This window comes from Microcoleus sp. Pol17C6 (assembly GCF_036701145.1).
GTDB lineage: Bacteria > Cyanobacteriota > Cyanobacteriia > Cyanobacteriales > Microcoleaceae > Microcoleus.
In genome coordinates, this window is the sequence record NZ_JAUBQH010000020.1 from 8,428 (window position 1) to 33,204 (window position 24,777).

The window sequence follows — 24,777 nt, forward strand, 5'->3', positions numbered from 1 at the left end:
TCCACAGTTTTATCGTCTTGTCATCGCTGGCTGAAGCCAAGGTTTTGCCATCTGGGCTAAAGGCGACACTCCAGACCCAACTGCTATGGCCTTCCAAACTATTGCGCTCTTTGACTTCAAAAACAGCTTTTTGCAGCGCAGGTATCACTTGTCCTTTCACATCTTTTGTTGTCTCGGCTGAAGCCTCGATTTGTTTGAAGGTTCGTCCTGCTTTTAAGGCTTCCAACAGAGCTTGAAAAGTTTGCCCAAAACTCAAGGATTGACTGGAAAAAGCTGTTTCCTGGAGAACATTGGCTAAAATATTAGCTTGCTCCACTTGCTTGTTAGCTTCAGTGACCTGCTTGTTAGCCTCAGTGACTTGCTTCCAGGTAAAAAAAGATGCTGCAAACGCCACGAACAAAGCTACCCCAGCCACAACCGAAGTCACCGTTCTAATCTTTAATGCCTTTTGCTGTGCTTGAGTAAGCGTTCGATTTGCCTCGGTCAAAAGTTGATTGGCTTGTTTCTGTGTTTCTAAATCTCGTTCAACTTCCCGTTGTTGGAGTTCCCTGCCGGCATTTAAAAACTGATAATCTAAATCACTCAAACTTTTGCCTGCTGCCCAAGTTTGAGCCTCTTGCAATGCCTGACCCCGCAACAGCCGCGATTCATCTTGACAGTCAGACTCAATCCAAACTTTAAAACTTTCGCTATAGGGGCGGAGATTGGCTAATTGTTTTTCTACCCAATCTCGATTAAACACTGACTGATAAATTGGGTTATAAACTTTCAGTTTGCCGGATTGCTTAACAACTAAGCCAGTTAAGCGTAATTCCATTTGTTCAGCCGTATCATCAGCCGCGATTTCGTTGTGTTGCAAAATTTGCTGATATAGCCCCAACAGCCTGCTGGCTCGTTGTTCGCTGCGGAGAATGCGATCTCGAATCGTCTTTAAATGTTCGGGTTCATCCTGCCCTTCCCAATTTTCTATCACCTTTTCTCGAACTAAACTTGCTACCCACTCAGCCGGATCTCGGATTAAGGAAGAATTGGCATGATTGAGAAGTAATTTACAAACTTTTTGCGTTAAAAATGGCTGTCCGCCAGTCCAATACAATACCGATTCTAACAAGGCTTGAGAATTTTCTGCTTGAGTTTCTAATCCAACAGCCAAAGGTTTGGCTTCTGTTTTTTGAAAGCCTGTTAATTCAATTGCCCGCCCAATATTAAAGGGAGTGCGAAGGTGATTACTAATTAAATCAGAAGGCGCTGCGACCCCTATTAAAGCAAAAGTCAAGCGGTTATAGCCGGGTTTATCTGCCCGTTGGTTAAAACAATCTCGGATGAGGGCAAAAAAATCATCAATATTAAACGGTAAAGCCAATACACTATCAATTTCATCAATAAAGATAACAATTGAGTTTTTAATAAATTTTAGTAATACCTCTCCGAGAAACTTGCTAAAGCGTTGCATCGGAGACAGCAACTCGTGACTCATCCACCACTCATAGGAATCAAAATAATTGTAAAGTTCAAAACTATTCACCAGCGAGTCAATGATGCCAAAATACCACTCTTTAGGACTAATATCTGAAGTACCAATTGCTGTAATATCAACTGCAGCACAGGCAAATCCTTCTTGCTGCAATCTAGCCATTGTTTGCACCCGTAAGCTGGATTTTCCCATCTGTCGCGAGTTGAGAACGTAACAAAATTCTCCGGCTTTTAATCCGTCATAAAAATCTTGGTCAGCTTGTCTCCTAACATAGGTTGGTGCATCTACAGGTAGGCTACCACCTACTTGATATTCGTAATGTAAATCAGGTTTTTCATTCATTAATGAACTTCCAATCTATCTTTAAAATAAAGGCGGTAGAGATTGCACAGAGGAATTACATCATTACCCCGCAGTTTCACCAAACCCAGACTGCGAAGTTTAAACGCTAGATTTGCTTCTAATCGTACCGGATGGGAACTAGCAATTACTTGTTTCATTGCTGCTTCCAAATTAGGATCGTCAGTGACATTAAATAAATGGCGACGTAAATGATCGCCATAAATTCCTTCTTCTGTAGGTGCCATTTGTAAAAATTGTTTTAGGTTCAAAGAACCGCGAGCAATTTCATAAAGGGCTTTTCTTAACAGGTAAGGATGCCCGTCTACCATTCCTATGAGTTGTTCTATTTCACTTTCCGAGCAATTCACTTGATGTTTTTGTACCAATTCATTAATTTGTTGAGGGTTGAATTCCGGCAACTCAATTGGTAAACCGACATTAAACGGCGATTGGTTGATATTGAGGGGAATATAAACTTCTTTGGAATGGGAGATTACTAAACGCAGTTTTTTCCAAGCTGGTTCGTTTTTCCCTTTTTCATGCCACGCCCGCAGTAATCCAAAGAATTCTTGGGCAATCTCAGGATACTGAAAAACTTGATCGACTTCATCCAATCCCAAAGTTAAGGGGGAAGTAATGGTTGCTAACAGATAGCGCTGAAAATAGTTGCCGCATTTTTGCTTGCTCCCCATGCCTTGTTTCCAGTAGTCTGCTACTCGATGTTCTAAGTTTAATTCATTGGTGATGTCGCCACAGAACCACTGCAACAACTCCTCAATATTGGTAAGAAAACTTGCATCAGCAGATTGAAAGTTTAAATACGCAGTCTGATGTCCTTGTTCTGTTGCCTGGTGCAGAATGCGCTGTAATAAAGAGGTTTTTCCCATTTGACGGGGTGCTTTTACTCGGATCAAAGCTCCTGGTTTGAGAATGGTTTGGTAGCAGTCGGATTCGATGGGAGGACGATAGATATATAGCTGACAATCTAAGCTAACAGAACCTTCTGGGTTATCTAAGTTGGAAATTGAAATGGCGGGTGAGGCAATGGCTCGGGTTTTTTCAATCGCAACTGGTAAATCTTCAACATTCTCGCTTACTGCTGTCTCTAAAGCCTCTGTCTCTTCAACTGTTGTCTCTACAGGAGAATCAGGCTTTGTCTTCAATACCGGGGTGAGTTTTTCTGGAATGCCGGCCATACTAATACTGGTACAACCCCATTCATAAGCGAATTCGACAGTTCTACCGGCACCCAATGCGTCGTAAAATCCTACCGCGAATTCTCTGGCAGCATTATCACCGACGGCTTGGTTCATGCCAATCACATAAGGAATATAGTCAGCGATGGCTTTGGCTTGCACTTCTGAATAACAAGCGTTTAGTACCACACACTCTACTTGATCCTGAAACAGTTTAAAGAGGCCGGCTAATGCTTTTGCATTCACCAGCTTAATTTGTCCTGTGTCATCTTCAAGGGCTAACCCGCCTTCTCCTGCACCATGTCCGGAAAAATGGACAATTTCTGGATTAAAATCTAAGACTGCTCGCTGCATTTCTCGTGGCGTCACCGCCCACTGTTGCTCCAGTTGAAATTTGTCACGCTTTTTAGAACGTTGCAACCCATCGGCAATTTCTTGAACTTCTTTACCTAAGCGCAGGGGCGTGGAGTTTTTGGGGTTAGCTGCCAAAAACAAGATGGTTTTTTTCTTTCTTGGGGAACTACTCATAAATGGGACTTTGACTAAAGGTGATGCACTATTACTCCCTTTGGGCCCCAAGAATATCTAGTGAAGAGGACAAGGCTTTGCTGCGGCCTTTGATAGATATTGGCTCGCGATCGCCCATACAAGATATTATTGTTTTTTCATGCCGATCTACTTACTAGATTAAGTTTACCAGCTCTACGGGAATATACTGTACCATGTCAGAGAAATTAACCACAATTATTGTAGCCGCGGGTTCACGCGCGATCGGCAATATCAGCCATAACACCCGTAAACCCGATTCTATTGGGAACTTTTAAGCTCGAAAATCCCCCAAAGCTTTCAATGCAAACTGTGGCAAAGCCAACATCCTGCGCCACCGCCAAGGTTCTTGATAAAGTCGGTACAGCCATTCTAAATGATTGTCGCAAAACCAAGCCGGCGCGCGGTCTTTTGTTCCCGCCCAAATATCAAAACTGCCGCCAACTCCCACCCAAATTGACTGAGGACAAAGGTGTCGGTGTTCGGCAATCCAAAATTCTTGGCGAGGCACTCCCAAGCCGACAAAAATCAGTTTGGGCTGCATTTGTTTGAGGCTTTCACGGAAGTCTTTCTCTTCATCTGCAGAAAGATAACCGTGTTGAGAAGCAATCGACAAGCCGTTAACCTTTTGTTGCCAATTTTCTGCCGCCGCAGCCGCCACTCCTGGGGAACCTCCAAAGAAAAATAGTGGTTCCGAATCAGGCAATTTTCCGGCTTGTTGTAGCAGCGATTCTGCTAATTCAATCCCCGGATAGCGCTGTGCCGGTTTGCCACGCAGCCGCAAGTACAGCACCACTCCCGAACCGTCGGGAATCACCAGTTCCGCTTTGCGGATTACATCTGCTAAAGCCTGATTTTGCTCGGCTTGCATCGCCATTTCAGCATTCAGCGTCACGACGTGACTTCCTAACCCTTGATGCAGGCGCTGCATCAGCCAACCTGCATAATCCTCTAATATGTGAACTGGTAATCCCAGCACTGAAAATTGCGGGCGCGATCCATCCATATTTTTTTCTTTGAGATTCCTACACACCTAGTTATTTAAATTAGCTGAGATTGGCGATCGATGCTAGACCACTTTTGGACGCAAAAAACCCGGTTTGTGCCACCAAAAGTCTGTTAAGTCATCGTTCGGTGGCCCAGAAACCGGTTTTTTTGTAAGCGACGGGTTGCCCAAGTTCATTAGAGTTGGCCAGCCAAGTGCGATCGAGCATTAGCGTTCGATTTTTTTGACTGATCCGTCTGCGTACCATTCCATCGGTACTAGCTCAATTTTACCATTAATTTTCACTGTAGAGTAGACAACTTTCACGAAAGGAACGCTGTTATTATTGTGGTTTTGGGTAGACATGGCAATTACCTTCTTGTGTTTGGATAACTTGAGAAATGATCTAATCTCTGATATATTTAAAAGTCTATTCACCGCAAATCTACTCGCATCAGGAAAAACAAGGAAAACGAAATGGCGATCGCAAAAACCCAGCGGCAAACCAGGTTGGATTATTACTACCAGCAAATCAAAAACATCATCCTCAAGCGCCAAAATCCAATTACTGGTTTGCTGCCGGCGAGTACCGCCGTTAACGCCCACGGCGACTACACCGATGCCTGGGTGCGCGACAACGTGTACAGCATTCTCGCGGTTTGGGGTTTGGGTTTAGCTTACCGCAAAATTGATGGAGATCAGGGCAGAACATTTGAACTAGAACACAGCACAGTCAAACTGATGCGCGGCTTGCTGTTTGCGATGATGCAGCAATCGAGCAAAGTAGAACATTTTAAAAATACTCAGTCGCCCCTAGATGCCCTGCACGCTAAATACAATACTCAAACTGGAAGTATTGTTGTAGGTGATGACAAGTGGGGACATTTACAGTTAGACGCTACATCTATATTCTTATTAATTCTTGCTCAAATGACGGCTTCCGGGCTGCACGTAATTTTTACAATAGATGAAGTCAATTTCGTGCAAAATTTAGTTTACTACATCGGTAGAGCCTACCGCACGCCGGATTACGGAATTTGGGAAAGAGGTCATAAAATCAATCGCGGCAATGCAGAATTGAACGCCAGTTCAGTTGGCATGGCAAAAGCAGCGCTGGAAGCAATAAATGGCTTGGATTTGTTCGGTATTCAAGGTTCTCAAGCGTCAGTTATTCACGTTTTGCCAGACGAAATTGCCAGAAGTCGCATTACTTTGGAATCGCTTTTGCCTCGCGAATCTAGTTCAAAAGAAGTAGATGCCGCTTTATTGAGTGTGATTAGTTTTCCGGCTTTTGCTGTGGAAGATCGAGAATTAATAGAACGGACTAGAAATAAGATTATTGACAAATTGCAAGGAAAATACGGCTGCAAGCGGTTTCTGCGGGACGGACACCAAACAGTTTTGGAAGATGCCGATCGCCTGCACTACGAACCCACAGAATTAAGGCAGTTCGAGCACATTGAATGCGAGTGGCCGCTATTTTTCACTTATTTATTGTTGGACGGCATATTTCAGGGAAATCAAGCCCAAGTGCAGGAGTACCAGCAGCGTTTGGAATCTCTAGCAGTTGATCGCTCTGGTTTGCCGCTGCTACCAGAATTGTACTACGTCCCCGCCGAAAATATAGAAGCAGAAAAGCTAAATCCCCGCAGCCAGCAGCGCTTACCTAATGAAAATATTCCCCTGGTTTGGGCGCAAAGTCTGTATTTTCTCGGTCAATTGCTGAACGAAGGATTAATCGCAGTTGGCGACATCGACCCGCTGGGAAGGCACCTGTCAGTGGGCCAACACAGAGAACCTTTAGTGCAAATTGCACTGTTAGCTGAAGACGAAGATTTGCAAGCAGAATTAGCCGCTAACGGCATTGCCGCACAAACCCCAAAACAGGTAGAACCAATTCAAGTCCGCCAGACTAAAGAATTATCAGCTATTTACACGCAAATTGGCCGCAACGACCAATTAGGCTTAACGGGCCGCCCCGTGCGCCGTTTGCGGAGTTTAACAACTTCTCGGGTGTTTAAAATTCGCGAAGAGGCGATCGTATTTCTCCCTTCATTTTTGAACAGACAAGAGTTTTACTTAACTTTAGATTACCATTTTTTAGTAGCTCAAATCAAGAGCGAAATAGCTCACATTCACCGGCACTGGTATCAGTTGGGACGCCCTACGGTAACGCTGATGCTGACTCACACGATGCTGGAAACCGGTCGGGAAGCGTTGTTAGAATTAATGAAGGAATTCCGGGATGGACACTGTAACAACACGCCCGTTAAACTCGGAAATCTTAAGCAGTTAATGCTGACTGCTGGCACCGAAAAAATTGATTTCATGCACGATTTTGAATTTACCGAATCTCCGGTGACAGGTGCAGTTGAAACGCGCCGATATCTAACTTACAATCCTGAAAAAACTTGGCCTTTGGGTCACACGCAAGAATTTAAATTAGAGTGCGAAACTAATACTCACTTCTTGCTAACTAGCCTGCGAGATTCAGAAAATTTGTACGAACAAATTGAGTTGTTGCACACCTTAGTTAGACTCAAAGGATTAAATTTTGATACAGGATTTGGAGGTGCGGAACCCACTGTACAAGTTGTGGATTTGCTCAACGAAGTTTATACAAAAGCTGGAGAAAGTTCGCAATCAAAAATCCAATGGGCAGTCATCCGCCATGCCGCAGGTTTGCTGGACAAAGTTGATATCAGCTTGTCTGATGCGGTGACAGACATTTTGGTGCGACAAAAGCAGATTGCTGTGGGTAAAGCCTACAGCGAAGATTCGGTGATTTCGCGCCCCGGTTCCTACACCGAAGTGATGGACAAAATTCGCCAATTCTGCGGAGAAGATATTCGCGATCGAGTTCTAACTCAAGAAGTTCTCATCTACCTCGGCCTGTTAATTAAAGCCGAACCGCATTTATTTAAAGGTTTGCTGACACTGAGAGTTAGCTACTTTATTCTGCTGTTAACAAGCGAGTTGGCGCGCGAATTGGGAGTTACGCAAAATGAAGCTTACGAACATTTAATGCAGCTAAGTCCCTTTGAAATCAAAAATCGCCTGCGCCAAGTGTTGACAGAATACGAGGAAATGAATCAAATCCTTAAACAGCAAGAATCCCTGCGCGTCAAACAGGCGGAAAAAGATATTGAATGGGTAGTAGCGCCTGTTTCCGAAGAACCGCAAATGCCTGGGGGAGGATGGCGGCGGAAGCGGCAGATGGAAGGTACTGTCAATCGCGTGCCCAAGGATTTTTATCCGAGTGTTTGGGGACTCCTGCGGCACTGCAAAGGCTTGATAATTGGCGACAAATTAGAGCGGCGCAATCGCTTAGATAGCCATATCATTTTATCGGAAATGACGCCGGGCGAAAAGAATTTCGCGCTACAAATCGAGCATTTGCTGAATAAGATTGTGGCGCCGGAATACCGACAAGTCAATATTGAGGCGCTGATGGAGTTGGCGGCGATCGCCCAGCGTAACCCAGATTTACAAGTAGAAGAATACATCGTTTTAGATGTATTAGTCGGTCACGCAGTGCGCCTGAATTGGCAAGGAAAATACCCGGAAAGAGCCGATAAATACGACGAAGATAAAGCGGCGGCTTGGCAAGCTTTTTACAATACTTCGCCTTACGTTTGCGCGAGTCACGTACTCGATGCTTTCCGGTTCTTGACGAAGTTTGGATAGATTGTTCGGCGGTTGAAACTGGGCAACCACGGGGGGATTGCCCCTACAGCAACGAAGTCCACTCCAAGCTGACTAAGAAATAAGGGAGTAAGCTTGATTTTGTCTCACAGTTTTGTCACAAGTCCAGTAAACTGAATATTTGCAGTAAAAAATGTCAGCTATTAGCTCAACTACCCGCGTCATAATCAAAGCTTACTTAGAAGTCTTCATCGAAAACCTTGTCAATGAATACAGAGGACGGCTAATACCGAAACTTGATATTCCAGCAGCATATTTATCATGCAAATCCTCTAAAGGTCAACTGAAACCGTTTCAGGCTGCTATTATGCCCTCAGAATTGCTACGGATTAACGAGTTTGAAAGAGGTTTCAGCAGCAGCTTGGGGACAACATATGAAGAATGTGCAAAACTCATTGCTTTGGAACATCACCAAGAAGCAAGCAGAAGCTATGAAATTTCTGGAGAAGTTAGCATAGAGGCTGTCAATGAAATTGAGCGTCAGATAGCGCTATTCGAGCAGTCAGCAGACAAGAATGCAACTAAACCTGGTTTTGAAAAAATGATAGAAGCTGTTCTTGAGGCTCAAAAAACTAACCATTTAGTTAGGCGATCGGTCAAAGCAGATTTGTACGTGCTATCCCGTGACGGGAGGAAATTTTTCTTTGAAATTAAAGGATCGAAACCCAACAAAGGACAATGCTTGGAGGTAATTCAACGCCTGCTGAGGTATCATTTACTGTGCGGACTGTCTCGGCCAGATGCTCAATCTTATTATGCTATGGCTTACAATCCTTACGGGCCAAATCGTTCAGATTATAAATGGTCAGTGGCAAGGAAGTACACCCCTTTTGAACAAGCTGTCATTATGGGACATGAGTTTTGGAATATTATAGGGGGAGAGACTGCCTACGAAGAACTTTTGGATATATATCAAGAAGTGGGGCGGGAGAAGGGTAAGCATATGCTTGATGCTCTTGCTTTTGGATTTTAGTAAAGCACGAATTTCTTCTCAGGTTTCTCTTTGAGTTTAAGTAATATTTAAAGCCGAGTTTAGGAGAAATAAAAGTGTCAGAGCAACTTCATGAATTATTAGCATTTGTTTTAGAAAAAGAAGTAGGATTGTCAGCCAGAAAGTCTCGATCTTTCGCCAGTCACTTTGCGGAGTTAGAAGAATTTATTAACTTACAAGCAGAAACGCTCATAAACGGCATTAGCAGCATATCTGGCAAAAGAGCGCTGAGATTTACTCCCGATGAGATTGAAGGCATTTTAGCCTTTATATCTTCAGGCAAGCTTTCGCTGCAACTTACGATCGCTGAAAATTTTTTAGCCAGCATTTGTCGAGATTTTACTGGGCGACAGCTAGTTATGGTGGAAAATCTGACTTTAGGGAAAATTCATCCCAACCCATTTTTAATCAGGGCGTTAAATCTGGACACTCCAGAAGAAGTTGTCAGGCTTAATGTTTATATGACGGCTACTAGGTTTATTGTCACATCAATGGGATTTTTTATTCAAAAACTATTGATATCTTGCTCTGAAAGTGCAGAAAGTCCACCGGAAGAGTCAGGATGGGACGCAATTAAAACTACCAGTGATGGCGAGAAATGCTGGATACAGGTAAAAAGTGGCCCGAATGATATGGATAAAGACCAGATAGTATATTGGGCTGCGAAAATTGAGGAAAAAATTAACGAGGGCGATCGCGCTTATATTGGTATAGCTTACGGCAAAAGAACTAATAAAACTGTAACACTTGGTTTGCTGAAGCAAATTTTGCCTAATTCGGAAATGATAACTTTAATAGGTCGAGAACTGTGGGATTTTGTCAGTGAAGATACTGATTTCACTGTCAATTTGTTTGAAGTTTTGCGTCTATCCGCCAGTCAAGTTTTAGCACAAAGTTCTATTGCTGAAGCTATAGAAAGGTGTAGCGATCGACTAATCGCTGAATTTATCGGAAAGTACGGTGAGGGAAGTCAAGGTGTTTTTAACTATATAGCAGATATATTTTGATTTACAGCTTTGCAGTAGCCCAGAAGCGCTACTGCAAACCCCAAACTACAAAACTCCTTTAGAACTCGGAATCCGGCTGGCGCGGCGCGGATCGATTTCTACCGCCATCCGCAGAGCTCGCGCAAATGCTTTGAACGCCGCTTCTACAATGTGATGAGAATTTCCGCCCTGCAACTGTCGAATGTGCAGTGTCATTTGAGTGTGGTTCACCACCGCCGAAAAAAACTCTTTCACTAATTCGGTATCGTAAGTGCCGATCCGCTGGTTGGGAATTTCCAAGCTGTAACTTAAGTGAGGGCGTCCCGAAAAATCTAGCACTACCTCAATTAAAGCTTCATCCAAAGGTGCGATGAAATGCCCGAAGCGAGAAATGCCCGATCGATCCCCGACAGCTTTTGCTAGCGCTTGGCCTAAAGTAATTCCCACGTCTTCGTTCGTGTGGTGGTCGTCAATCTCCAAATCACCGATCGCCTGCACGTCCAAATCGATCAATCCGTGAGAAGCAATCTGGTGCAACATATGGTCTAAAAACGGAATCCCCGTAGACGCCTTGCAAGTTCCCACACCGTCGAGATTGAGGCTGGCCGTGACATCCGTTTCTAGTGTCGTGCGTTTCACCAAGGCGGCCCTAGCTGGTTGAACTGAAGTTGCAGGAGGTACAGAAGGGCGATCGATTATCTCCATAATTCGCAATTGGTCATTCATTAGTTATTGATAATTAGTAATTGAAGATTACAGCTTGATAAGCGCTAATTCTCAAATGTTTAGTTAAGAGAATTATGCAAGCAAAACTCAAAACTATCGAAAGGGGCGGCTTTTGCATAAAACTTACTTGTTAAAGTTAAAGTTTATTGTCTAAACCCGCCCCTACATAACTCACAACTCTCGACTACCGTTACATCCCCATGATTTCGTAACCGGCATCGACATACAAAACTTGACCCGTAATCCCGCTAGCGAGATTGCTGCACAGAAAAGCCGCAGCATTTCCCACTTCCTGCTGAGTCACCGTCCGCCGCAGCGGCGCCACTTCCTCAACGTGATGGATCATGTCCAGAATACCGCCAACTGCTGACGAAGCCAGAGTCCGAATCGGGCCAGAAGAAATCGCATTTACCCGAATATTTAACGGGCCCAGTTCAGCAGCCAGATAGCGAACATTCATTTCCAAAGCCGCCTTAGCAATTCCCATCACATTATAGTTAGGAACTACCCGGACGCCGCCCAAATAAGTCAGGGTCACAATACTGCCGCCCTCGGCCATCAGCGGTTTAGCAGCAGCACAAAGCCGCACCAGCGAGTAAGCGCTAATATCCAAAGCATTGGAGAAACCTTGGCGCGATGTGTTGGTGAAATCTCCCGAAAGTTCGTCCTTGCCGGCAAAAGCCAGACAGTGGATCAAGATATCTAACTTGCCCCACTTGTCGGCGATGGTTTGAAAAGTAGACTCAATTTCGCTCTCGTCTTGGACATTGCAGGGCAAATACAGACTGGGATTGAGCGGTTCCACCAGTTCAGCGACTTTGCGCTCGTGCTTGCCTTTCTCGTCCTTCAAATAAGTTATGCCGAGGTTAGCCCCAGCTTTGTGGAGCTGCTGAGCGATACCCCACGCGATCGAGCGATTGTTGGCAATGCCCGTAACAAGAGCATTTTTTCCGGTCAAATCTATCATCTGTATTTCTTCTAGAAGCAACTAGCACCGTTCTCATTGGCTCTCTGCGACAACCCCGGCAGTTTAGACACAACTGATTCAGCTTTAACTGATCCAGACACAATTGAGACACAATTGAGACACAATTGATATTAATTTTGCTGTGGAGCTACATGGGGGCGGAATTGAAAAAGTTAAGAGAAGGGCTAGATTTAATCATACAGTGCGTGTTTACCTTAACATTAGATGGAAGTAACCGAATCCTTGGATATTGGAGGTTGGGCAGTATATTTTACTCAATAAGGTTAATCGGCAAGTTATAAAGTATTGATTAGTACAAAGGATCTAGTCGTGACGCATGATAGACCGCTAGCAGCCGTGTTCCGCCAAATCAGCGGCGGGGCGTTTCCACCCATTGTGGAAACCTTTGAACGGGGCAAGACAATTTTTTTCCCTGGAGACCCGGCTGAGCGCGTCTACGTTCTCATTAGAGGTGCTGTGAAGCTCTCCAGGGTGTACGAAGCAGGGGAAGAAATTACAGTCGCCCTCCTGCGCGAAAATAGCGTATTTGGGGTGCTGTCTCTGATTACGGGACACCGATCGGACAGGTTTTACCACGCGGTAGCCTTTACGCCGGTGGAATTGATCTCGCTGCCGATCGAACAAGTCGAGAAAGCGCTCAAGGAAGACCCGGAACTCTCGATGGTGATGCTGCGGGGACTGTCGTCTCGGATTTTGCAAACCGAGATGATGATTGAAACGCTGGCGCACCGAGATATGGGTTCGAGACTCGTCAGCTTTTTGCTGATTCTGTGCCGGGATTTTGGCGTGCCCGGTACAGAGGGGATTACGATAGATTTGAAGCTGTCCCACCAGGCGATCGCCGAAGCGATCGGCTCGACACGGGTAACTGTGACTCGTTTGCTCGGGGATCTCAGACAAGAAACCATGATCTCGATCCACAAGAAAAAGATCACAGTCCACAACCCGGTGGCTTTAAGCCAGCAATTCACTTGATGCCGAGAAAGTATGCGATTTTGGATTTTGGATTTTAGATTCAATCCAAAATCCAAAATCCAAAATCTAAAATCGGAATGACTGCTGGATACATCCTGGTATTTGTAATTTTAGTGTTAGGGGGTGTGATCGCCACTGTCAGCGATCGCCTTGGGACGAAAGTCGGCAAGGCAAGGTTGAGCTTGTTCAAACTTCGCCCCCGCGATACTGCTGTTGTTGTGACAGTGATGGCTGGCAGCATCCTGTCAGCACTGACTCTGGGCATTTTGTTTGCTACTAGCAAGCCGCTGCGAACGGGAGTTTTTAGAATAGACGAGATTCAAAAAAGGCTCAACAACGCCCGCAGAGAAATCAACCAAGCCACTCAAGAAAAAAATCGAGTTGAAAGTGAATTAGCTCAAGCCAGAGCCGCTCAAGCGCAAGCTAGAGCCAATTTAGAGCAAATTAATCAATCGCTCCAAGCAGCTAATGCTGAGCAAGCTCGGACGCAAACAAAATTAAACTCGCTGCGGGCCCAGCTCAACAGCGTGCAAGCAGCCAAGTCTAAAACTGAAGAGCAGTTAAGTCAGGTAGAAGCGGCTAAATCTAAGACAGAAGAACAGCTCAGCAGCGTGGAAGCAGCTAAATCCCGCACCGAAGAACAATTGAAACTGGTTGAAACGGCCCGATCAAGTACAAAAGCTCAGCTCGATCGCACCGAGAACCAATTGAAAACAGTTTCTGCTCAAAAAACGACTTTAGGCTCGGAAATCGCCCAACTGCAAGAAGAGCGCCAAGAGTTAATCGACCAGGTAAAAACTCAAATTGCCCAGCGCGATCGAGAAATTGCCAAGCGAGACGCAGAAATTGCCCAGCGGGACAAGGAAATTGTCGATCGCAACGAACTAATTGCCCAGCGGGACAAGGAAATTGCCCAGCGGGTGCAAAATCTCGCCGAGCGCGATCGAACTATTGTCGAGCGCGACAAAGTAATTGCCGAGAGGGAAGCACTCTTAGAAACCTTGGCACAGCAACAAACTCAACTCGAACAGCAACAAACTTTATTGCAGCAGCAAGTGCAACTTTTGGAACGCGATTTTCAGGCAATCCGCGAGGGTACAGTTGCCATCAGGCGCGGTCAAATTTTAGCTGCTGGCGTCGTTCGCATTATTGAACCCGGTATGGCGAGTCGCGCGATCGATCGGCTTTTGCAAGAAGCAAATAAAACCACTGTCGGACTCATGCAGCCGGAAAATAGAAAGGTTAGGGAGCAGGTTATTCAAATTACTAAAGCAGAAATCGATCAACTCATTAGTCAAATTAAAGACGGTCAAGACTACGTGGTGCGGATTGTCGCCGGCGCTAATTACCTGCGGGAAGAAAAGGTAATTAAGGTATTTGCAGAAGCAGAAATCAATCGAGTGGTTTTCCGCGCTGGAGATGTGATTGCAGGGGTTGCTGTCGATCCGGTGACTTTGACCGACGAACAGGTGCGGCAGCAGTTGCTGCAATTGATAGAAGCTTGTCAATTTCGCGCTCGCCTGATCGGTGTTGTCGGCGGTAGAGTTCAAGTGGCCGACAATCAGATTGAAACTTTGGCTGGTTTTATCGAGCGATTGCAGCAGTACGAGAAACCGCTGGACGTTCAGGCGATCGCCACAGATGTCACTTACATCGCCGGCCCGCTTAAAATAGATTTAGTTGCTCTTGAAAACGGAGCCGTTGTTTTCCGCACCGGACAACAAAAACCAGGCCCAGGAGACTTGAAAATAAAAAAATAAAGTTGGTAATTAATAATGGGTAACTGGCTATGATTTTAGGTTTCGACCCAGGTAAAGACAAATGCGGCATCGCCGTCATGGGTAGAGACAGAAGCGTCTGCTACCATCAAGTTGTGTTGTCGGAAGCAGCGATATCTACTATTCAATCTTTGTGCGAACAGTTTCCCATTGAGTTATTAGTCATGGGAGATCAAACGACTTCCAAAAGTTGGAAACAAAAACTGACGCAAAGTTTGTCGCCGGAGATCGAAATTGTTCGGGTTGACGAGAGGTTCAGCAGTTTGGAAGCCAAGGAACGCTACTGGGAAATGTACCCTCCGACGGGACTTTCTCGCTTGATTCCCCAGGGGATGCGGACTCCGCCACGGCCGGTAGATGATATAGTGGCGATCGTCTTGATTGAGAGATATTTGAAAAAAAGTTAGTCAATTTTATCAGCTTTACCACAGATTCTATTTCATTATTAAAGAATCAATATGTTTCTGCTGCTATTGAATTTTTAACTTAAATAAAATACACCCTAAATTTAGTGAATTTATCATTAAATAACAGTTAGAGTTACTTGATGACAGCTTCCGTCAAGATTACCTTGCCATTCTGGCGGACTTGCAGGCGTTGCGGGTTAATCGAATAGATAATATTGCCGTTAGTCGCTTCATAAGTTCCGTCGTCACCTGTCGTTACTTGCATGACATTGATTTGGCTGCCATTTATTTTGCTGAGGCCGCGGTAAAAAATATCGCCTTCCTGGGTTTTGCAAATGTATATAGAAAAGTTGGGCGTTGCGAAAAATTGCACCATTTCGGCCCTCGGACATCCCTCAACTTGAGCAATTTGCAGCGGTTGATTATTGCCCAAAGTGTTGGGTGCGATCGCCCGAACTTTGCCAATCGGTTGATTTAGTGGAGTGGCTTCTGCTGAGGCTGTCAAAAAGCCGTGAAGCGAAGCTATCCCGTTCCCCGTAGTGGTTCCCGAAGGGTAGGGAATCGCACTAATGCCTGCCATAACTAGAACTACTCCTTTAATGCTCTTAACTCTATATTTATCAAACATCTTGTCACTCCTGGTTTTAACTATATAATTACATCTTAAGCGATCTTTGCTGGATATTAATAATATTTAATATCACAGGTGAAAGCTGCAGGAACACGGTACACTGTCGGTTTAACTAAGGTGCGAACTGTGCCCCCTACACCAGTGAAAATACATAAGTATGTCAATGCGATCGCAGGAAAGCAATCTCTTGCATTGATGACATTTTTAAGATTTTATGACTTGTTCACGCTGATCTGAGAAACCCGGTTTCTTCATATATTTCTCGTTACTAAACCTTTGATTTTCCTAGAAACCGGGTTTCTCGCCTCCCATGCGATCGCGAACTGACTCAGTTACACAGTAATTTTTTATTGGCGCTTAGCTATTTAGTGAATAATAAAAAGGGAAACAGAAGATACATTTTTCCTCCTATTTCCCATTTTTTAAATAACCGTCGTCATGACTGCGAACCTGGTAATTAATTAACTGCTGCCAACTGTTTGTCTTTGATTTCCACAGGCGCGGTTAATGCCTCTTCCAAATCCGCACAGCCGAGTTTTTCCTCCAAAATTGCCATCACTTCGCGGCCGAAATCATTGGAATTCCGCTGCCAAGCTTCTAAACAAATCTGTCCGAAAAACGAACCCAAAGGCTCTGGATTCCACAGCAACTTGCGCGCTGTCCAAGGCATCAAGCTCATGGGATCGTAACCAGGTTGCAGAATCTCCTTTTTAAAGGCGTATTCTTCCAAAATTGTGTGCGGCTGCAACCCGATAAAGAAAATAGCGGGTTCTACTTTATCCGCACCGAAAATTCGCTCTAATTCTCGGTGATAAGCAATAGTTTGCCGGATAGTTTCAAAGGTTTCGTCAATGACGTTAAACGAGTAATTAACTGAAACCACATCGTTGTAACCGGCGGCTTTTAAATCGCGGCAATTCTCTAAAACTACTCGCAAGTTGTAGCCCATCCGCATTTTCCGAACCAGTTCCTGGGAACCGCTGGTGATGCCGATTTCAAAGTAATTCATCCCCGTTTTTACCATCAAATCGCACAACTCGGGTGTGAGATTGTCCGCACGGATGTAAGCGGCCCAGTGTATGTCATCCATACCGGCGGCGATGATTTTTTGCAATAATTCAACTGCATCGTCGATGAATTTGCGTGCTGGGATAAATTGAGCGTCGGTAAACCAGAAATTGCGGATACCTCGATCGTACAATTGCCGCATCTCCGCCACCACCTCATCCGCCGGATTGATCCGCACTTGCTTGCCTTCAATCACCGTATAAATGCAGTAACAGCAATTATGAGGACAGCCGCGTTTGGTTTGGACTCCGACGTAGAAGTCCATATCTTGTAGATAATAGGAAAATTCCGGCCAAATGGTTTCGATGTAGTTATAGTCGCAAGCAGTTTTCTCGATGTTGGCTGGCTTTTCGTGAATTAGCTTCGCGCGCGGCACGGTTTCTCCCACCACATAACATCTTTCCTCTGCCAAATCTTCGCCCTTAATTAACTTCTCCAGCAAAGCTTCGCCTTCCCCCACCGAAACCACAGTTCCCGCCGGCAAACTGCGTCCCAACTGCTCGTAAAACACGCTCACAGCACCACCGCCGACCACTGCACGAGCTTCGGGGCGGTATTTCCGCGCCCGCTTCAATCCGCGCTTAATCAGTCCCAAATTGCGCCAGAGTTCGGTGTAGTAAGACGCGGCTAAACGCAGTCCTCCGAGTGCTCCCCGGAACTTGATCAGCGGATTTTTGGCGTAGTAAAACTCGAAGGCATTTTGCAGCGGGTTGCCGCCCCTGCCGCCCACGGGCGCGTAAATTTGAATGTCCCGCCAAGAGAAAACCAGCAGAGTCGGCTTAAACTCGTCTATGCTGGCATCTAAAGCTTTAGCGAAATCCAGGGGGGGTACGGCACCTAAATCAAAAATGCGCTGTTGGACATCGGGAAACAGCTTGTGTACGTGATCCGAAAGATAGACAACTCCGATCGGGAAAATAGGATTGCAAGGGAGGCGGACGTACAGGACTCGGTTTTCTCGGTTTTCCATGATTGCCATATCCTAAAGTGGAACTTTTTCAGCTATGTTAATATTCTTTTAATATAACTTTACAATATGTCTAATTTTCGCAATTTGACATTAAATATTCTTAAATTTTTCTATTTGGCTCAAGGCCGAGCTTGTTGGTGTCGATCGGCGACGGCAGCAGAAAAAAGCTAATTTTTAAGTCAATACAGCGTATTTTGGCTTAAAATCGCAGCGGGGAGTCAAAAATCCGATATTTATCCGGTTAGATTTTAAGTTAGGTTCGATCGGTCTCTCATGTATTAGGGAGTTGGTAGTCGGCTTTACAGTAGGCGGGATCACCTAGTGTTAGCCTGAGAAGATAACTAAAACTTTTAGGCAAGGCTCCCTCAGCAGTTATGGCTCAAATTCTTGACCCCGTACCCTCAGACACCGACAGCAAGATTCTGTGCTGCTACGTCAACGCCACCAGTCAGATTCAGATTGCTCGCATCGCCAACATTCCTAACTGGTACTTTGAACGAGTGGTGTTTCCCGGACAGCGCTTAGTGTTTGAAGCGATGCCGGCCGCAGCATTGGAAATTCACACCGGGATGATGGCTAGTGCAATTTTGTCGGATAAAATTCCTTGCGATCGCTTGCAGATTAACGAAGGCCCCTATTCAAACGTCAATCCTAGCAGATCCCCAGAGGCAGTTCAGGGCGATCGAACAGCGATGGCCCGCCGCCCCAAATCCCGAGAAATCTCAGAACCTTTGACTGTACCGGCGCTAACCGCCGTTGATTAATCGGAGTTGTGAGTTTTGAGTTATAAATTGTCATTTAATTGATAACTCCGCGCTCAAAATTCCAACTTCAGCAAAGTGGTAAAAACTCAACACTTAAGAATCAAAGTTTGTGAAATGAATTTTAGATCAAAACTCGCAACTGCAAAGATTGTCCGGTTTTTCCTAATTCCCTGAGTTTGGTTGGCGAGTTCGACAACTGTGCAAAAATATCATTAAACAGCTTCTCGAATTTCAGCCATGTCAGCACAACCTATCGCCTCTTCCCCATCTTCTGCCCCAGTATTTGAGCCGGCGATATTCCGGCTTTCTCCCCTGATTAGAATCACGCTGTTGAGCTTGTACACAGCCCTGACAATTCCATTGCCGTTTTTATCGGAAGTAACTAAAGCACCCGTTCCTCCCGCCGCACTCTGGGCGGCAATTTTTGTCGGGGCTGTGGGCCTCTACGGCGTGCTCAGTGAAAGGGTAATTTTGAGCGATGAGGGGATTGAAGTCACATATCCCAACTGGTTTCCGCGTTGGTTTCGCAAGGGTTGGTCGCTATCTTGGACTGAGGTAAAAGCTCTCAAACCTCGATCGACTGGTCAAGGAGGTTTAGTTTACTATTTTTTGAGTCATTCGGGTGAAGGTTATTTGTTGCCAATGCGGGTGGCTGGATTTGCTAAATTAGTCGGTTTGGTGGAAGCAAAAACAGGTATTGATACTAGAGATGTCCGTCCTTTGTCGCAGCCTTGGATGTATCTTATTTTACTTTTATGTACACTGCTGTTGCTGTTGGTAGATGCGTGGACTATTGTCACGGCGATCGGGCTCAAAGGTAATCTGTAATATTATCTCCGGTATATAGCCTTTCTCAGGTAGATGAGGTACAATGTGAGTAACCCGAATTGGCTGGAAAATATCAAATAACAAAAATCAGTTCGCTATAATTCAATCGGTGAGTGTGCGCCCCGCGCGGATAATGCGAACCAGGGTGGACTAGCAGTCGATCGGGCTGATGCACTCGATCGCACCACTTCGGTCAATCGGGTTGATGCGGAGAGAAAGATTACAAAAAATATCAGATATCAATCAAAAATGAAATTTTACTCTGTTGACTTGCGGCAAAAAATAATTAATGTTTATGAAACTGAACCAATTTCGCAAAGACAACTAGCCAAGCGGTTTTGCGTTGCTCTGAGTTTTGTGCAAAAATTACTCAAACAATACCGTCTAACCCAAGATATTTCTCCTCAAACTCATAGATGTGGAGGTCAACTTAAACTGGATTCCGAGCAACTGGTAATTTTAGCCCAATTGATTGAGACAAATAACGATGCTACTCTCGAAGAACTCTGCGAATTACTTCACGAAAAAATCGGTGTTACTGTCAGCCGAGCCACAATGGGAAGAATGACCCACCGGTTGAACATGACCTTCAAAAAAAAACGCTCTTTCCGTCAGCTTCATGCAGTGAAAGAGTTCAAAACCTCCGATATGAGTTCTGGAAACAAGTGAACAACCTGAACGTGCAGGACTTAATCTTTATTGATGAGTCCGGGGTGAATCTGGCTATGGTTAGGTTGTATGCCCGATCGTTAAAAGGTTCAAGAGCCAGGGGATCAAAACCAAATAGGCGTGGCAGAAATGTATCGATATTGGGAGCAAGATCCGTCAAAAAAGTTGTGACATCTGTGAATTTATTAGGCTCAATAGATGGCATTACTTTCGAGGCTTTTATCATCAAAAAACTCGTTCCCCAACTCTGGAAAGGTGCTTGTGTAGTAATGGACAACTATGGCATCCACAAAGGGGAAGAAATAGAAAAAGCAATTAAAAAAGCCGGGGCAAGGTTAATATTTCTACCTCCCTATTCTCCTGATTTCTCCCCAATTGAAAATTTTTGGTCTAAAGTTAAAGGCATTCTCCGTACTTTGGGGGCAAGAACTTATAAAGCATTGTCATCATCAATAACTAGAGCTTTTGAGCAAGTTGACGAGCAAGACTTCTGGAATTGGTTTACTCACTGCTGTTATTGTACCTCATCTACCTGAGAAAGGCTATATAACCTGACGAAGTTTACCTTTATCGGATGTTGAGGCCTTGCGCTCTACTCGATCAGATGCAATGTTTTTGAGGATAGTTTCTAACTGACTGTCATCCATGCTTTAACTTATTTCGCGTAAACTATTTTTACTGCTGGCTAACAACAGACTGCGGCTACTTGGGGAATTGTTAAGAGTTTAAATAAAAAAGTTTATTGTCAATTACTACTTACCAACTTCCCACAGCAGCCGCTCAATTAAATGGCTAATTCACTTCACTCAGCCTCCGCAAATTCAAAATATCGCTCATCTTTTTAATTTGCATACAAGTCCGCTCGAACTGTTGTTTATCCTGGATATCCATGCACAAGTCAATTAATGCGGGCAATCCGGGATATGTTTTGACTTGAGCGCTGCGGACGTTTACTTGGTTGTCCTTCAAATGCGATAACACATCATTGAGAACTCCCACTCGATCGAGGGCTTCAATTTGAATGTTAACCGGATAAGTGTTGGGTCGAGATTCATTGCGGTTGCTGGAATTCCAACTCACAGGAACCAAGCGATCGCCTGGTACGCTCTCAACATTTGAACAGCCTTGCCGGTGAATCGAAATTCCGCGAGTGCGAGTCACAACTCCAATAATTGATTCCCCAGGAATCGGACAGCAACAGCCGGATAAATGGTAGAGCAATCCCTCTACACCTGCGATCGGCGATTTGCTCGGAGACGAACTAGGTACTGGTTTCGGTGCCGTCGATGCAGGTATTAGCTGGGGCACTTCGTGGGTTCCTGCGGGAGCAGCTTCAATTTTTTGCTGCACTTTTACTAAATCTCGCAGTCGATTTACTACGAGATTTAGGGTGACTTCGCCGTAGCCCAAACCGGCGATTAAATCTTCGACGCTGTGGTAGTTGCAGCGCTGAGCCACCGATTGCATGGGCTCAGATTTTAGCAAAGATTCCAAGCCATTTTTACCTAATTCTTTTTCCAGCAATTCCCGGCCGCGAGCGAGATTTTCATCTCGGTGCGATCGCTTCAACCACTGGCGAATTCGGTTTTTGGCTCCGTTTGTCTTGACAAAATTCAGCCAGTCGGAACTCGGATGACCATTTTTTTGGGTCAAGATTTCTACAATATCGCCGTTCTTTAAAACCTTGTCTAGTGTTACCATTCGCCCGTTTACTCTGGCACCGGTACAGCGATTGCCAATTTCTGTGTGAATGCGGTAAGCAAAATCTACGGGAGTTGAGCCGCTATTGAGAGCAATCACGTCTCCGTTAGGAGTAAAAACGTAAATATCTTCGTCGAATAAGTTGTCCTTAATACTTTGTAAATATTCGCGATCGTCTTTCAGGTCGCTTTGCCATTCTAGGAGTTGTCGCAGCCAAGTAAATTTCTCGTCGTCGCCGGTAACTGTTGTGTTAGAACCGCCAGTTTCTTTGTATTTCCAGTGCGCGGCAATGCCGTATTCTGCAATGTGGTGCATTGCTACGGTGCGGATTTGCACTTCGATGGGGCGACCGCTGGTTCCGATTACTCCGGTGTGCAAAGATTGGTAGCGGTTGGCTTTTGGTAAACCGATATAATCTTTAAAGCGGCCGGGAATCGGGCGGAAAGAATCGTGGACGATCGCCAAAGCCCGATAACAGTCATCATTGGTTTCTACTATGATCCGCACCGCCGCAATATCGTACACTTGCTTAAACCCTTTTTGGCGGCGCTGCATCTTGCCGTAAATCCCGTACAAATGTTTGGGACGGCCGCTAACTTCATAGCATTTAATGCCTAAATTGTCAAGCCTTTCTCGCAAACTATCTGTGACTTCTGCGAGTTGAGTTTCTCGATCGGCCCGCTTCTCTGCCACCAATTCTTGAATTTCGCGGTAAGCTTCGGGTTCCAGGTATTTAAACGCTAAATCTTCCAATTCCCACTTAAAGCGACCAATACCCAAACGGTTCGCTAGGGGAGCAAAAATATCTCGGGTTTCTAGGGCAATACTGCGCTGCTTTTCTTCGGACAAATGCTCCAAAGTCCTCATGTTGTGCAGCCGATCTGCCAGTTTGACGACAATGACGCGAATATCTTTAGCCATTGCTAGGAACATTCGGCGGAAATTTTCCGCAAGGCGCTCTGTTTTGCTGGAAAAATTAAACTTAGAAAGCTTGGTGACACCTTCAACCAACTGTCGCACTTCGGCGCCGAACCGCTGTTCTATTTCTTCGAGAGTAATATCTGTATCTTCAACAATGTCGTGGAGGAAGCCCGCGGCAATCATGACGTTGTTGCCGCCCATATACCGGAGTATTCCAGCCACAGCTACCGGATGGCAAATGTAAGGTTCTCCCGATTTGCGGTATTGTCCTTCGTGCAAGTCGCGGGCAAATTCAAAGGCCCGACAAATTAAGCTGTCGTCAGTCGAGCAATTCGGGTTAGGGTCCCCATCAGGCTGCGATCGAGTATTCAGGCATTCTTGCAGCCAGTCGGGAACTACAGCAGGATCGATCGAAGGAGAGGGAGTCAGAGTGTTCGCGTTCATGGGGTACACCTTTAAAACTTAGAAATACAAATGGTTAAAAGCCGGTTTCCGGTTGAATTGCCGAAATTATGTGTTTAGCTATACTAAACTAATTGAATGCCACAATTTGCAATTCAAAAAAATAGTCGATTTTTCTCAAACTATACCTATGTAATCCCGAGTCGCCCCCCCTCGTAGGTAGGAAAATGTAGTGACATCACTGCCGCCGCAGCAGTCTGTCGCTCGGGGAAAATCGGGTAAAATAAGCATATTTTGGGGGTAGCAGTTGAGGTTGCGGGGGGATCGGCATTTACCGGCAACGCTAAACTAAAAGCAGCAGCCAGAAGGGTAGAGCCAGGGAAACAAATCAAAAAAAGTTCTCACAAAACAGGGAATTGCTCCAAAAACGCACGGCTTCCCTCCATATGAGCAAACTTAAGTAAGTATCTACTTTGATTATAAATACAAATTTGTTTACAAAATCATGATATTGTCCGAAGACCGCCGCCAGTGCTACCAAGAATTACAGCAAGCACTAGAACAACTACAAAGAACTGCTGCACAGGATAATCTGGATGGGGCCGCGCTGGCGATCGAATACAGAAAAGTGCAACAATTTTTCGGAAACCAAATTATGAGAGCCGAAAGCGATGAGTTAGACGCCTCAGAAACACCCCCAGAGCAGTCCTATTTGACGGAAATTCACAAGCAACTGCGGTTGTTGGGGACAGATGTCACGTTTTTGCAAGCGTCGCGCCAGCCAGCGACAGCAAAGGCGAGGCAAACTGCGGCGATCGCGCGGCTCAACACGCTAATTGGCTACTGTGGCGCGCTGCTACAAAAAAATTCTGGTTCTTCAGGGCCCGCCCAGATACAGAATTAATAATTGAATTAACAGGGAATTAATAAGGCAAGGAGAAATAAAGCGGTGGAATGTCCAAAATGTAAACATCCCAATTTAGAAGGCGGTACCTTAGCCGGCCGTATGTCGGTGCAGTGGTGTCCCAACTGTTACGGTATCTGGATTCCAGGCAGAGAATACGAAGCTTGGCAAAAAGAACAGAGCCAGTGGTACAACAAATCCGAGAAGCCTGATGCGACAGGGACTCTCGGCATAGAATTCACCCCGTCTGTCTACGACAGCAAAGCAGCGCTGTGTCCTGAAGACGGTCACTATCTGTCGCGGGCGAAAGTTCCTTTCAGTAGAGTGCCCTTTTACATAGAGCGCTGTATGTTGTGCGGGGGCATTTGGTGCGATAACGGCGAGTGGGACATTCTCGAAAGTCTGGGATTCCACACCGAGATTGACAAGATGTTTTCTCCGAATTGGCAAGCTAAGGCCCGCGTGCAAGAACTCGCCTCTCGGGAACGTCAAGTGCTGACTGAGAAGCTGGGGCCGGATATCGCCGGATATGTGTTGGAACTCGCGGAAGTTTTAGCAGACCATCCTCACGCAGATTGTGCCGCTACTTACATACTGCGGAGAGCTGAGTTGAAGCGAAAGGAAATTTAGTCTGTTGGCTGTTGACAGTTGACTGTTGATGGTTGACTGTTAACGGTTGACTGGTGTTAGTAAGCGGTTGGTCGGTTAATGATGTAGTGATAAAATCTTTGTTTGTAGCAATTTCTATTGGTATTTACAAACTGTGGACGGTTGACTGTTAACGGTTGACTGTTGACTATTTTTAGTAAGTGGTTGGTCG

Annotated in this window: 20 protein-coding genes; 11 read left to right on the forward strand and 9 right to left on the reverse strand. The window is 45.3% G+C overall.

Features of this window, described 5'->3' with window-relative positions; all coding sequences use genetic code 11:
- The 4 genes from QUA25_RS12260 to QUA25_RS12275 form a co-directional block, all read right to left on the reverse strand.
- Window positions 1–1,816, reverse strand: a 1,816-nt coding sequence (locus tag QUA25_RS12260; RefSeq protein WP_333038032.1) for an AAA-like domain-containing protein, incomplete at its 3' end; no start/stop codon positions are given.
- A complete protein-coding gene (locus QUA25_RS12265; protein ID WP_333038034.1) occupies window positions 1,816–3,591 on the reverse strand; it encodes an AAA-like domain-containing protein in 1,776 nt (591 codons plus the stop codon). The genes QUA25_RS12265 and QUA25_RS12260, both read right to left, overlap by 1 nt.
- 241 nt (window positions 3,592–3,832) lie before the next feature.
- A complete protein-coding gene (locus QUA25_RS12270) occupies window positions 3,833–4,564 on the reverse strand; it encodes a WecB/TagA/CpsF family glycosyltransferase (protein ID WP_333038036.1) in 732 nt (243 codons plus the stop codon).
- A 207-nt stretch (window positions 4,565–4,771) separates the two neighbouring features.
- Complete coding sequence (locus tag QUA25_RS12275; RefSeq protein ID WP_333038037.1) at window positions 4,772–4,909, reverse strand: hypothetical protein; 138 nt, start codon at window positions 4,907–4,909, stop codon at window positions 4,772–4,774.
- A gap of 111 nt (window positions 4,910–5,020) precedes the next feature.
- Here QUA25_RS12275 and QUA25_RS12280 point away from each other — a divergent pair, with 111 nt between their 5' ends.
- The 3 genes from QUA25_RS12280 to QUA25_RS12290 all read left to right on the forward strand — a co-directional run bounded on the left by QUA25_RS12280 (window position 5,021) and on the right by QUA25_RS12290 (window position 10,246).
- Window positions 5,021–8,230 carry a glycoside hydrolase family 15 protein gene (locus tag QUA25_RS12280; protein WP_333038038.1) on the forward strand — a complete coding sequence of 1,070 codons (3,210 nt, stop codon included), beginning with the start codon at window positions 5,021–5,023 and terminating at the stop codon, window positions 8,228–8,230.
- 151 nt (window positions 8,231–8,381) lie between these two features.
- On the forward strand, window positions 8,382–9,221 hold the full coding sequence (locus QUA25_RS12285) for a TdeIII family type II restriction endonuclease (protein WP_333038041.1): 840 nt from the start codon (window positions 8,382–8,384) through the stop codon (window positions 9,219–9,221).
- Window positions 9,222–9,295: 74 nt separating this feature from the next.
- Window positions 9,296–10,246 carry a PmeII family type II restriction endonuclease gene (locus QUA25_RS12290; RefSeq protein WP_333038044.1) on the forward strand — a complete coding sequence of 317 codons (951 nt, stop codon included), beginning with the start codon at window positions 9,296–9,298 and terminating at the stop codon, window positions 10,244–10,246.
- 45 nt (window positions 10,247–10,291) lie between these two features.
- Here QUA25_RS12290 and hisB read toward each other — a convergent pair whose 3' ends face one another.
- Window positions 10,292–10,930 (reverse strand): imidazoleglycerol-phosphate dehydratase HisB, encoded by a 639-nt coding sequence (gene hisB / locus QUA25_RS12295; protein WP_190657741.1) that lies wholly within the window; start codon window positions 10,928–10,930, stop codon window positions 10,292–10,294.
- 211 nt (window positions 10,931–11,141) lie between these two features.
- Window positions 11,142–11,918 (reverse strand): enoyl-ACP reductase FabI, encoded by a 777-nt coding sequence (fabI, locus tag QUA25_RS12300; protein WP_333038047.1) that lies wholly within the window; start codon window positions 11,916–11,918, stop codon window positions 11,142–11,144.
- Between the two features lie 330 nt (window positions 11,919–12,248).
- Between fabI and ntcA the strand changes: the two genes are divergently transcribed.
- From ntcA to QUA25_RS12315, 3 genes are all read left to right on the forward strand, one after another.
- The gene (ntcA, locus tag QUA25_RS12305; protein WP_006634020.1) at window positions 12,249–12,914 is read left to right on the forward strand and encodes a global nitrogen regulator NtcA; all 666 of its coding nucleotides are present in this window, start codon (window positions 12,249–12,251) and stop codon (window positions 12,912–12,914) included.
- A 77-nt stretch (window positions 12,915–12,991) separates the two neighbouring features.
- The gene (locus QUA25_RS12310) at window positions 12,992–14,674 is read left to right on the forward strand and encodes a DUF3084 domain-containing protein (protein WP_333038050.1); all 1,683 of its coding nucleotides are present in this window, start codon (window positions 12,992–12,994) and stop codon (window positions 14,672–14,674) included.
- Between the two features lie 29 nt (window positions 14,675–14,703).
- Complete coding sequence (locus QUA25_RS12315) at window positions 14,704–15,099, forward strand: pre-16S rRNA-processing nuclease YqgF (protein WP_333038052.1); 396 nt, start codon at window positions 14,704–14,706, stop codon at window positions 15,097–15,099.
- Window positions 15,100–15,232: 133 nt separating this feature from the next.
- Here the strand turns inward: QUA25_RS12315 and QUA25_RS12320 are convergent, their stop codons facing one another.
- Window positions 15,233–15,727, reverse strand: coding sequence for a hypothetical protein (locus QUA25_RS12320; RefSeq protein WP_333038053.1), 495 nt, complete (start codon window positions 15,725–15,727; stop codon window positions 15,233–15,235).
- A gap of 460 nt (window positions 15,728–16,187) precedes the next feature.
- Window positions 16,188–17,768 carry a photosystem II high light acclimation radical SAM protein gene (locus tag QUA25_RS12325; protein WP_333038056.1) on the reverse strand — a complete coding sequence of 527 codons (1,581 nt, stop codon included), beginning with the start codon at window positions 17,766–17,768 and terminating at the stop codon, window positions 16,188–16,190.
- Window positions 17,769–18,142: 374 nt separating this feature from the next.
- Here QUA25_RS12325 and QUA25_RS12330 point away from each other — a divergent pair, with 374 nt between their 5' ends.
- From QUA25_RS12330 to QUA25_RS12340, 3 genes are all read left to right on the forward strand, one after another.
- Complete coding sequence (locus QUA25_RS12330; RefSeq protein WP_333038060.1) at window positions 18,143–18,532, forward strand: DUF1830 domain-containing protein; 390 nt, start codon at window positions 18,143–18,145, stop codon at window positions 18,530–18,532.
- A 237-nt stretch (window positions 18,533–18,769) separates the two neighbouring features.
- Window positions 18,770–19,360 carry a hypothetical protein gene (locus QUA25_RS12335; protein WP_333038063.1) on the forward strand — a complete coding sequence of 197 codons (591 nt, stop codon included), beginning with the start codon at window positions 18,770–18,772 and terminating at the stop codon, window positions 19,358–19,360.
- A gap of 249 nt (window positions 19,361–19,609) precedes the next feature.
- A protein-coding gene (locus QUA25_RS12340; protein ID WP_333038064.1) for an IS630 family transposase occupies window positions 19,610–20,565 on the forward strand; the annotation gives its coding sequence in 2 pieces (ribosomal slippage) (window positions 19,610–19,952 and window positions 19,952–20,565; 957 coding nt in all).
- Between the two features lie 256 nt (window positions 20,566–20,821).
- Here QUA25_RS12340 and QUA25_RS12345 read toward each other — a convergent pair.
- Complete coding sequence (locus QUA25_RS12345; protein WP_333038066.1) at window positions 20,822–23,095, reverse strand: bifunctional (p)ppGpp synthetase/guanosine-3',5'-bis(diphosphate) 3'-pyrophosphohydrolase; 2,274 nt, start codon at window positions 23,093–23,095, stop codon at window positions 20,822–20,824.
- Window positions 23,096–23,558: 463 nt separating this feature from the next.
- Here QUA25_RS12345 and patD point away from each other — a divergent pair, with 463 nt between their 5' ends.
- Together patD and QUA25_RS12355 are read left to right on the forward strand one after the other, a co-directional pair.
- On the forward strand, window positions 23,559–23,957 hold the full coding sequence (patD, locus tag QUA25_RS12350) for a heterocyst frequency control protein PatD (RefSeq protein ID WP_333038068.1): 399 nt from the start codon (window positions 23,559–23,561) through the stop codon (window positions 23,955–23,957).
- Between the two features lie 45 nt (window positions 23,958–24,002).
- On the forward strand, window positions 24,003–24,587 hold the full coding sequence (locus tag QUA25_RS12355; protein WP_333038070.1) for a zf-TFIIB domain-containing protein: 585 nt from the start codon (window positions 24,003–24,005) through the stop codon (window positions 24,585–24,587).
- The last annotated feature ends 190 nt before the right edge of the window (window positions 24,588–24,777 follow it).

Excerpts from the sequence above, each read along its gene's own strand:
- QUA25_RS12270 (WP_333038036.1), bottom strand. The coding sequence starts at position 4,564 with ATGGATGGATCGCGCCCGCAATTTTCAGTGCTGGGATTACCAGTTCAC.
- QUA25_RS12275 (WP_333038037.1), bottom strand. The coding sequence starts at position 4,909 with ATGTCTACCCAAAACCACAATAATAACAGCGTTCCTTTCGTGAAAGTT.
- QUA25_RS12280 (WP_333038038.1), top strand. The coding sequence starts at position 5,021 with ATGGCGATCGCAAAAACCCAGCGGCAAACCAGGTTGGATTATTACTAC.
- QUA25_RS12285 (WP_333038041.1), top strand. The coding sequence starts at position 8,382 with ATGTCAGCTATTAGCTCAACTACCCGCGTCATAATCAAAGCTTACTTA.
- hisB (WP_190657741.1), bottom strand. The coding sequence starts at position 10,930 with ATGGAGATAATCGATCGCCCTTCTGTACCTCCTGCAACTTCAGTTCAA.
- fabI (WP_333038047.1), bottom strand. The coding sequence starts at position 11,918 with ATGATAGATTTGACCGGAAAAAATGCTCTTGTTACGGGCATTGCCAAC.
- QUA25_RS12310 (WP_333038050.1), top strand. The coding sequence starts at position 12,992 with ATGACTGCTGGATACATCCTGGTATTTGTAATTTTAGTGTTAGGGGGT.
- QUA25_RS12315 (WP_333038052.1), top strand. The coding sequence starts at position 14,704 with ATGATTTTAGGTTTCGACCCAGGTAAAGACAAATGCGGCATCGCCGTC.
- QUA25_RS12320 (WP_333038053.1), bottom strand. The coding sequence starts at position 15,727 with ATGTTTGATAAATATAGAGTTAAGAGCATTAAAGGAGTAGTTCTAGTT.
- QUA25_RS12325 (WP_333038056.1), bottom strand. The coding sequence starts at position 17,768 with ATGGAAAACCGAGAAAACCGAGTCCTGTACGTCCGCCTCCCTTGCAAT.
- QUA25_RS12330 (WP_333038060.1), top strand. The coding sequence starts at position 18,143 with ATGGCTCAAATTCTTGACCCCGTACCCTCAGACACCGACAGCAAGATT.
- QUA25_RS12335 (WP_333038063.1), top strand. The coding sequence starts at position 18,770 with ATGTCAGCACAACCTATCGCCTCTTCCCCATCTTCTGCCCCAGTATTT.
- QUA25_RS12345 (WP_333038066.1), bottom strand. The coding sequence starts at position 23,095 with ATGAACGCGAACACTCTGACTCCCTCTCCTTCGATCGATCCTGCTGTA.
- patD (WP_333038068.1), top strand. The coding sequence starts at position 23,559 with ATGATATTGTCCGAAGACCGCCGCCAGTGCTACCAAGAATTACAGCAA.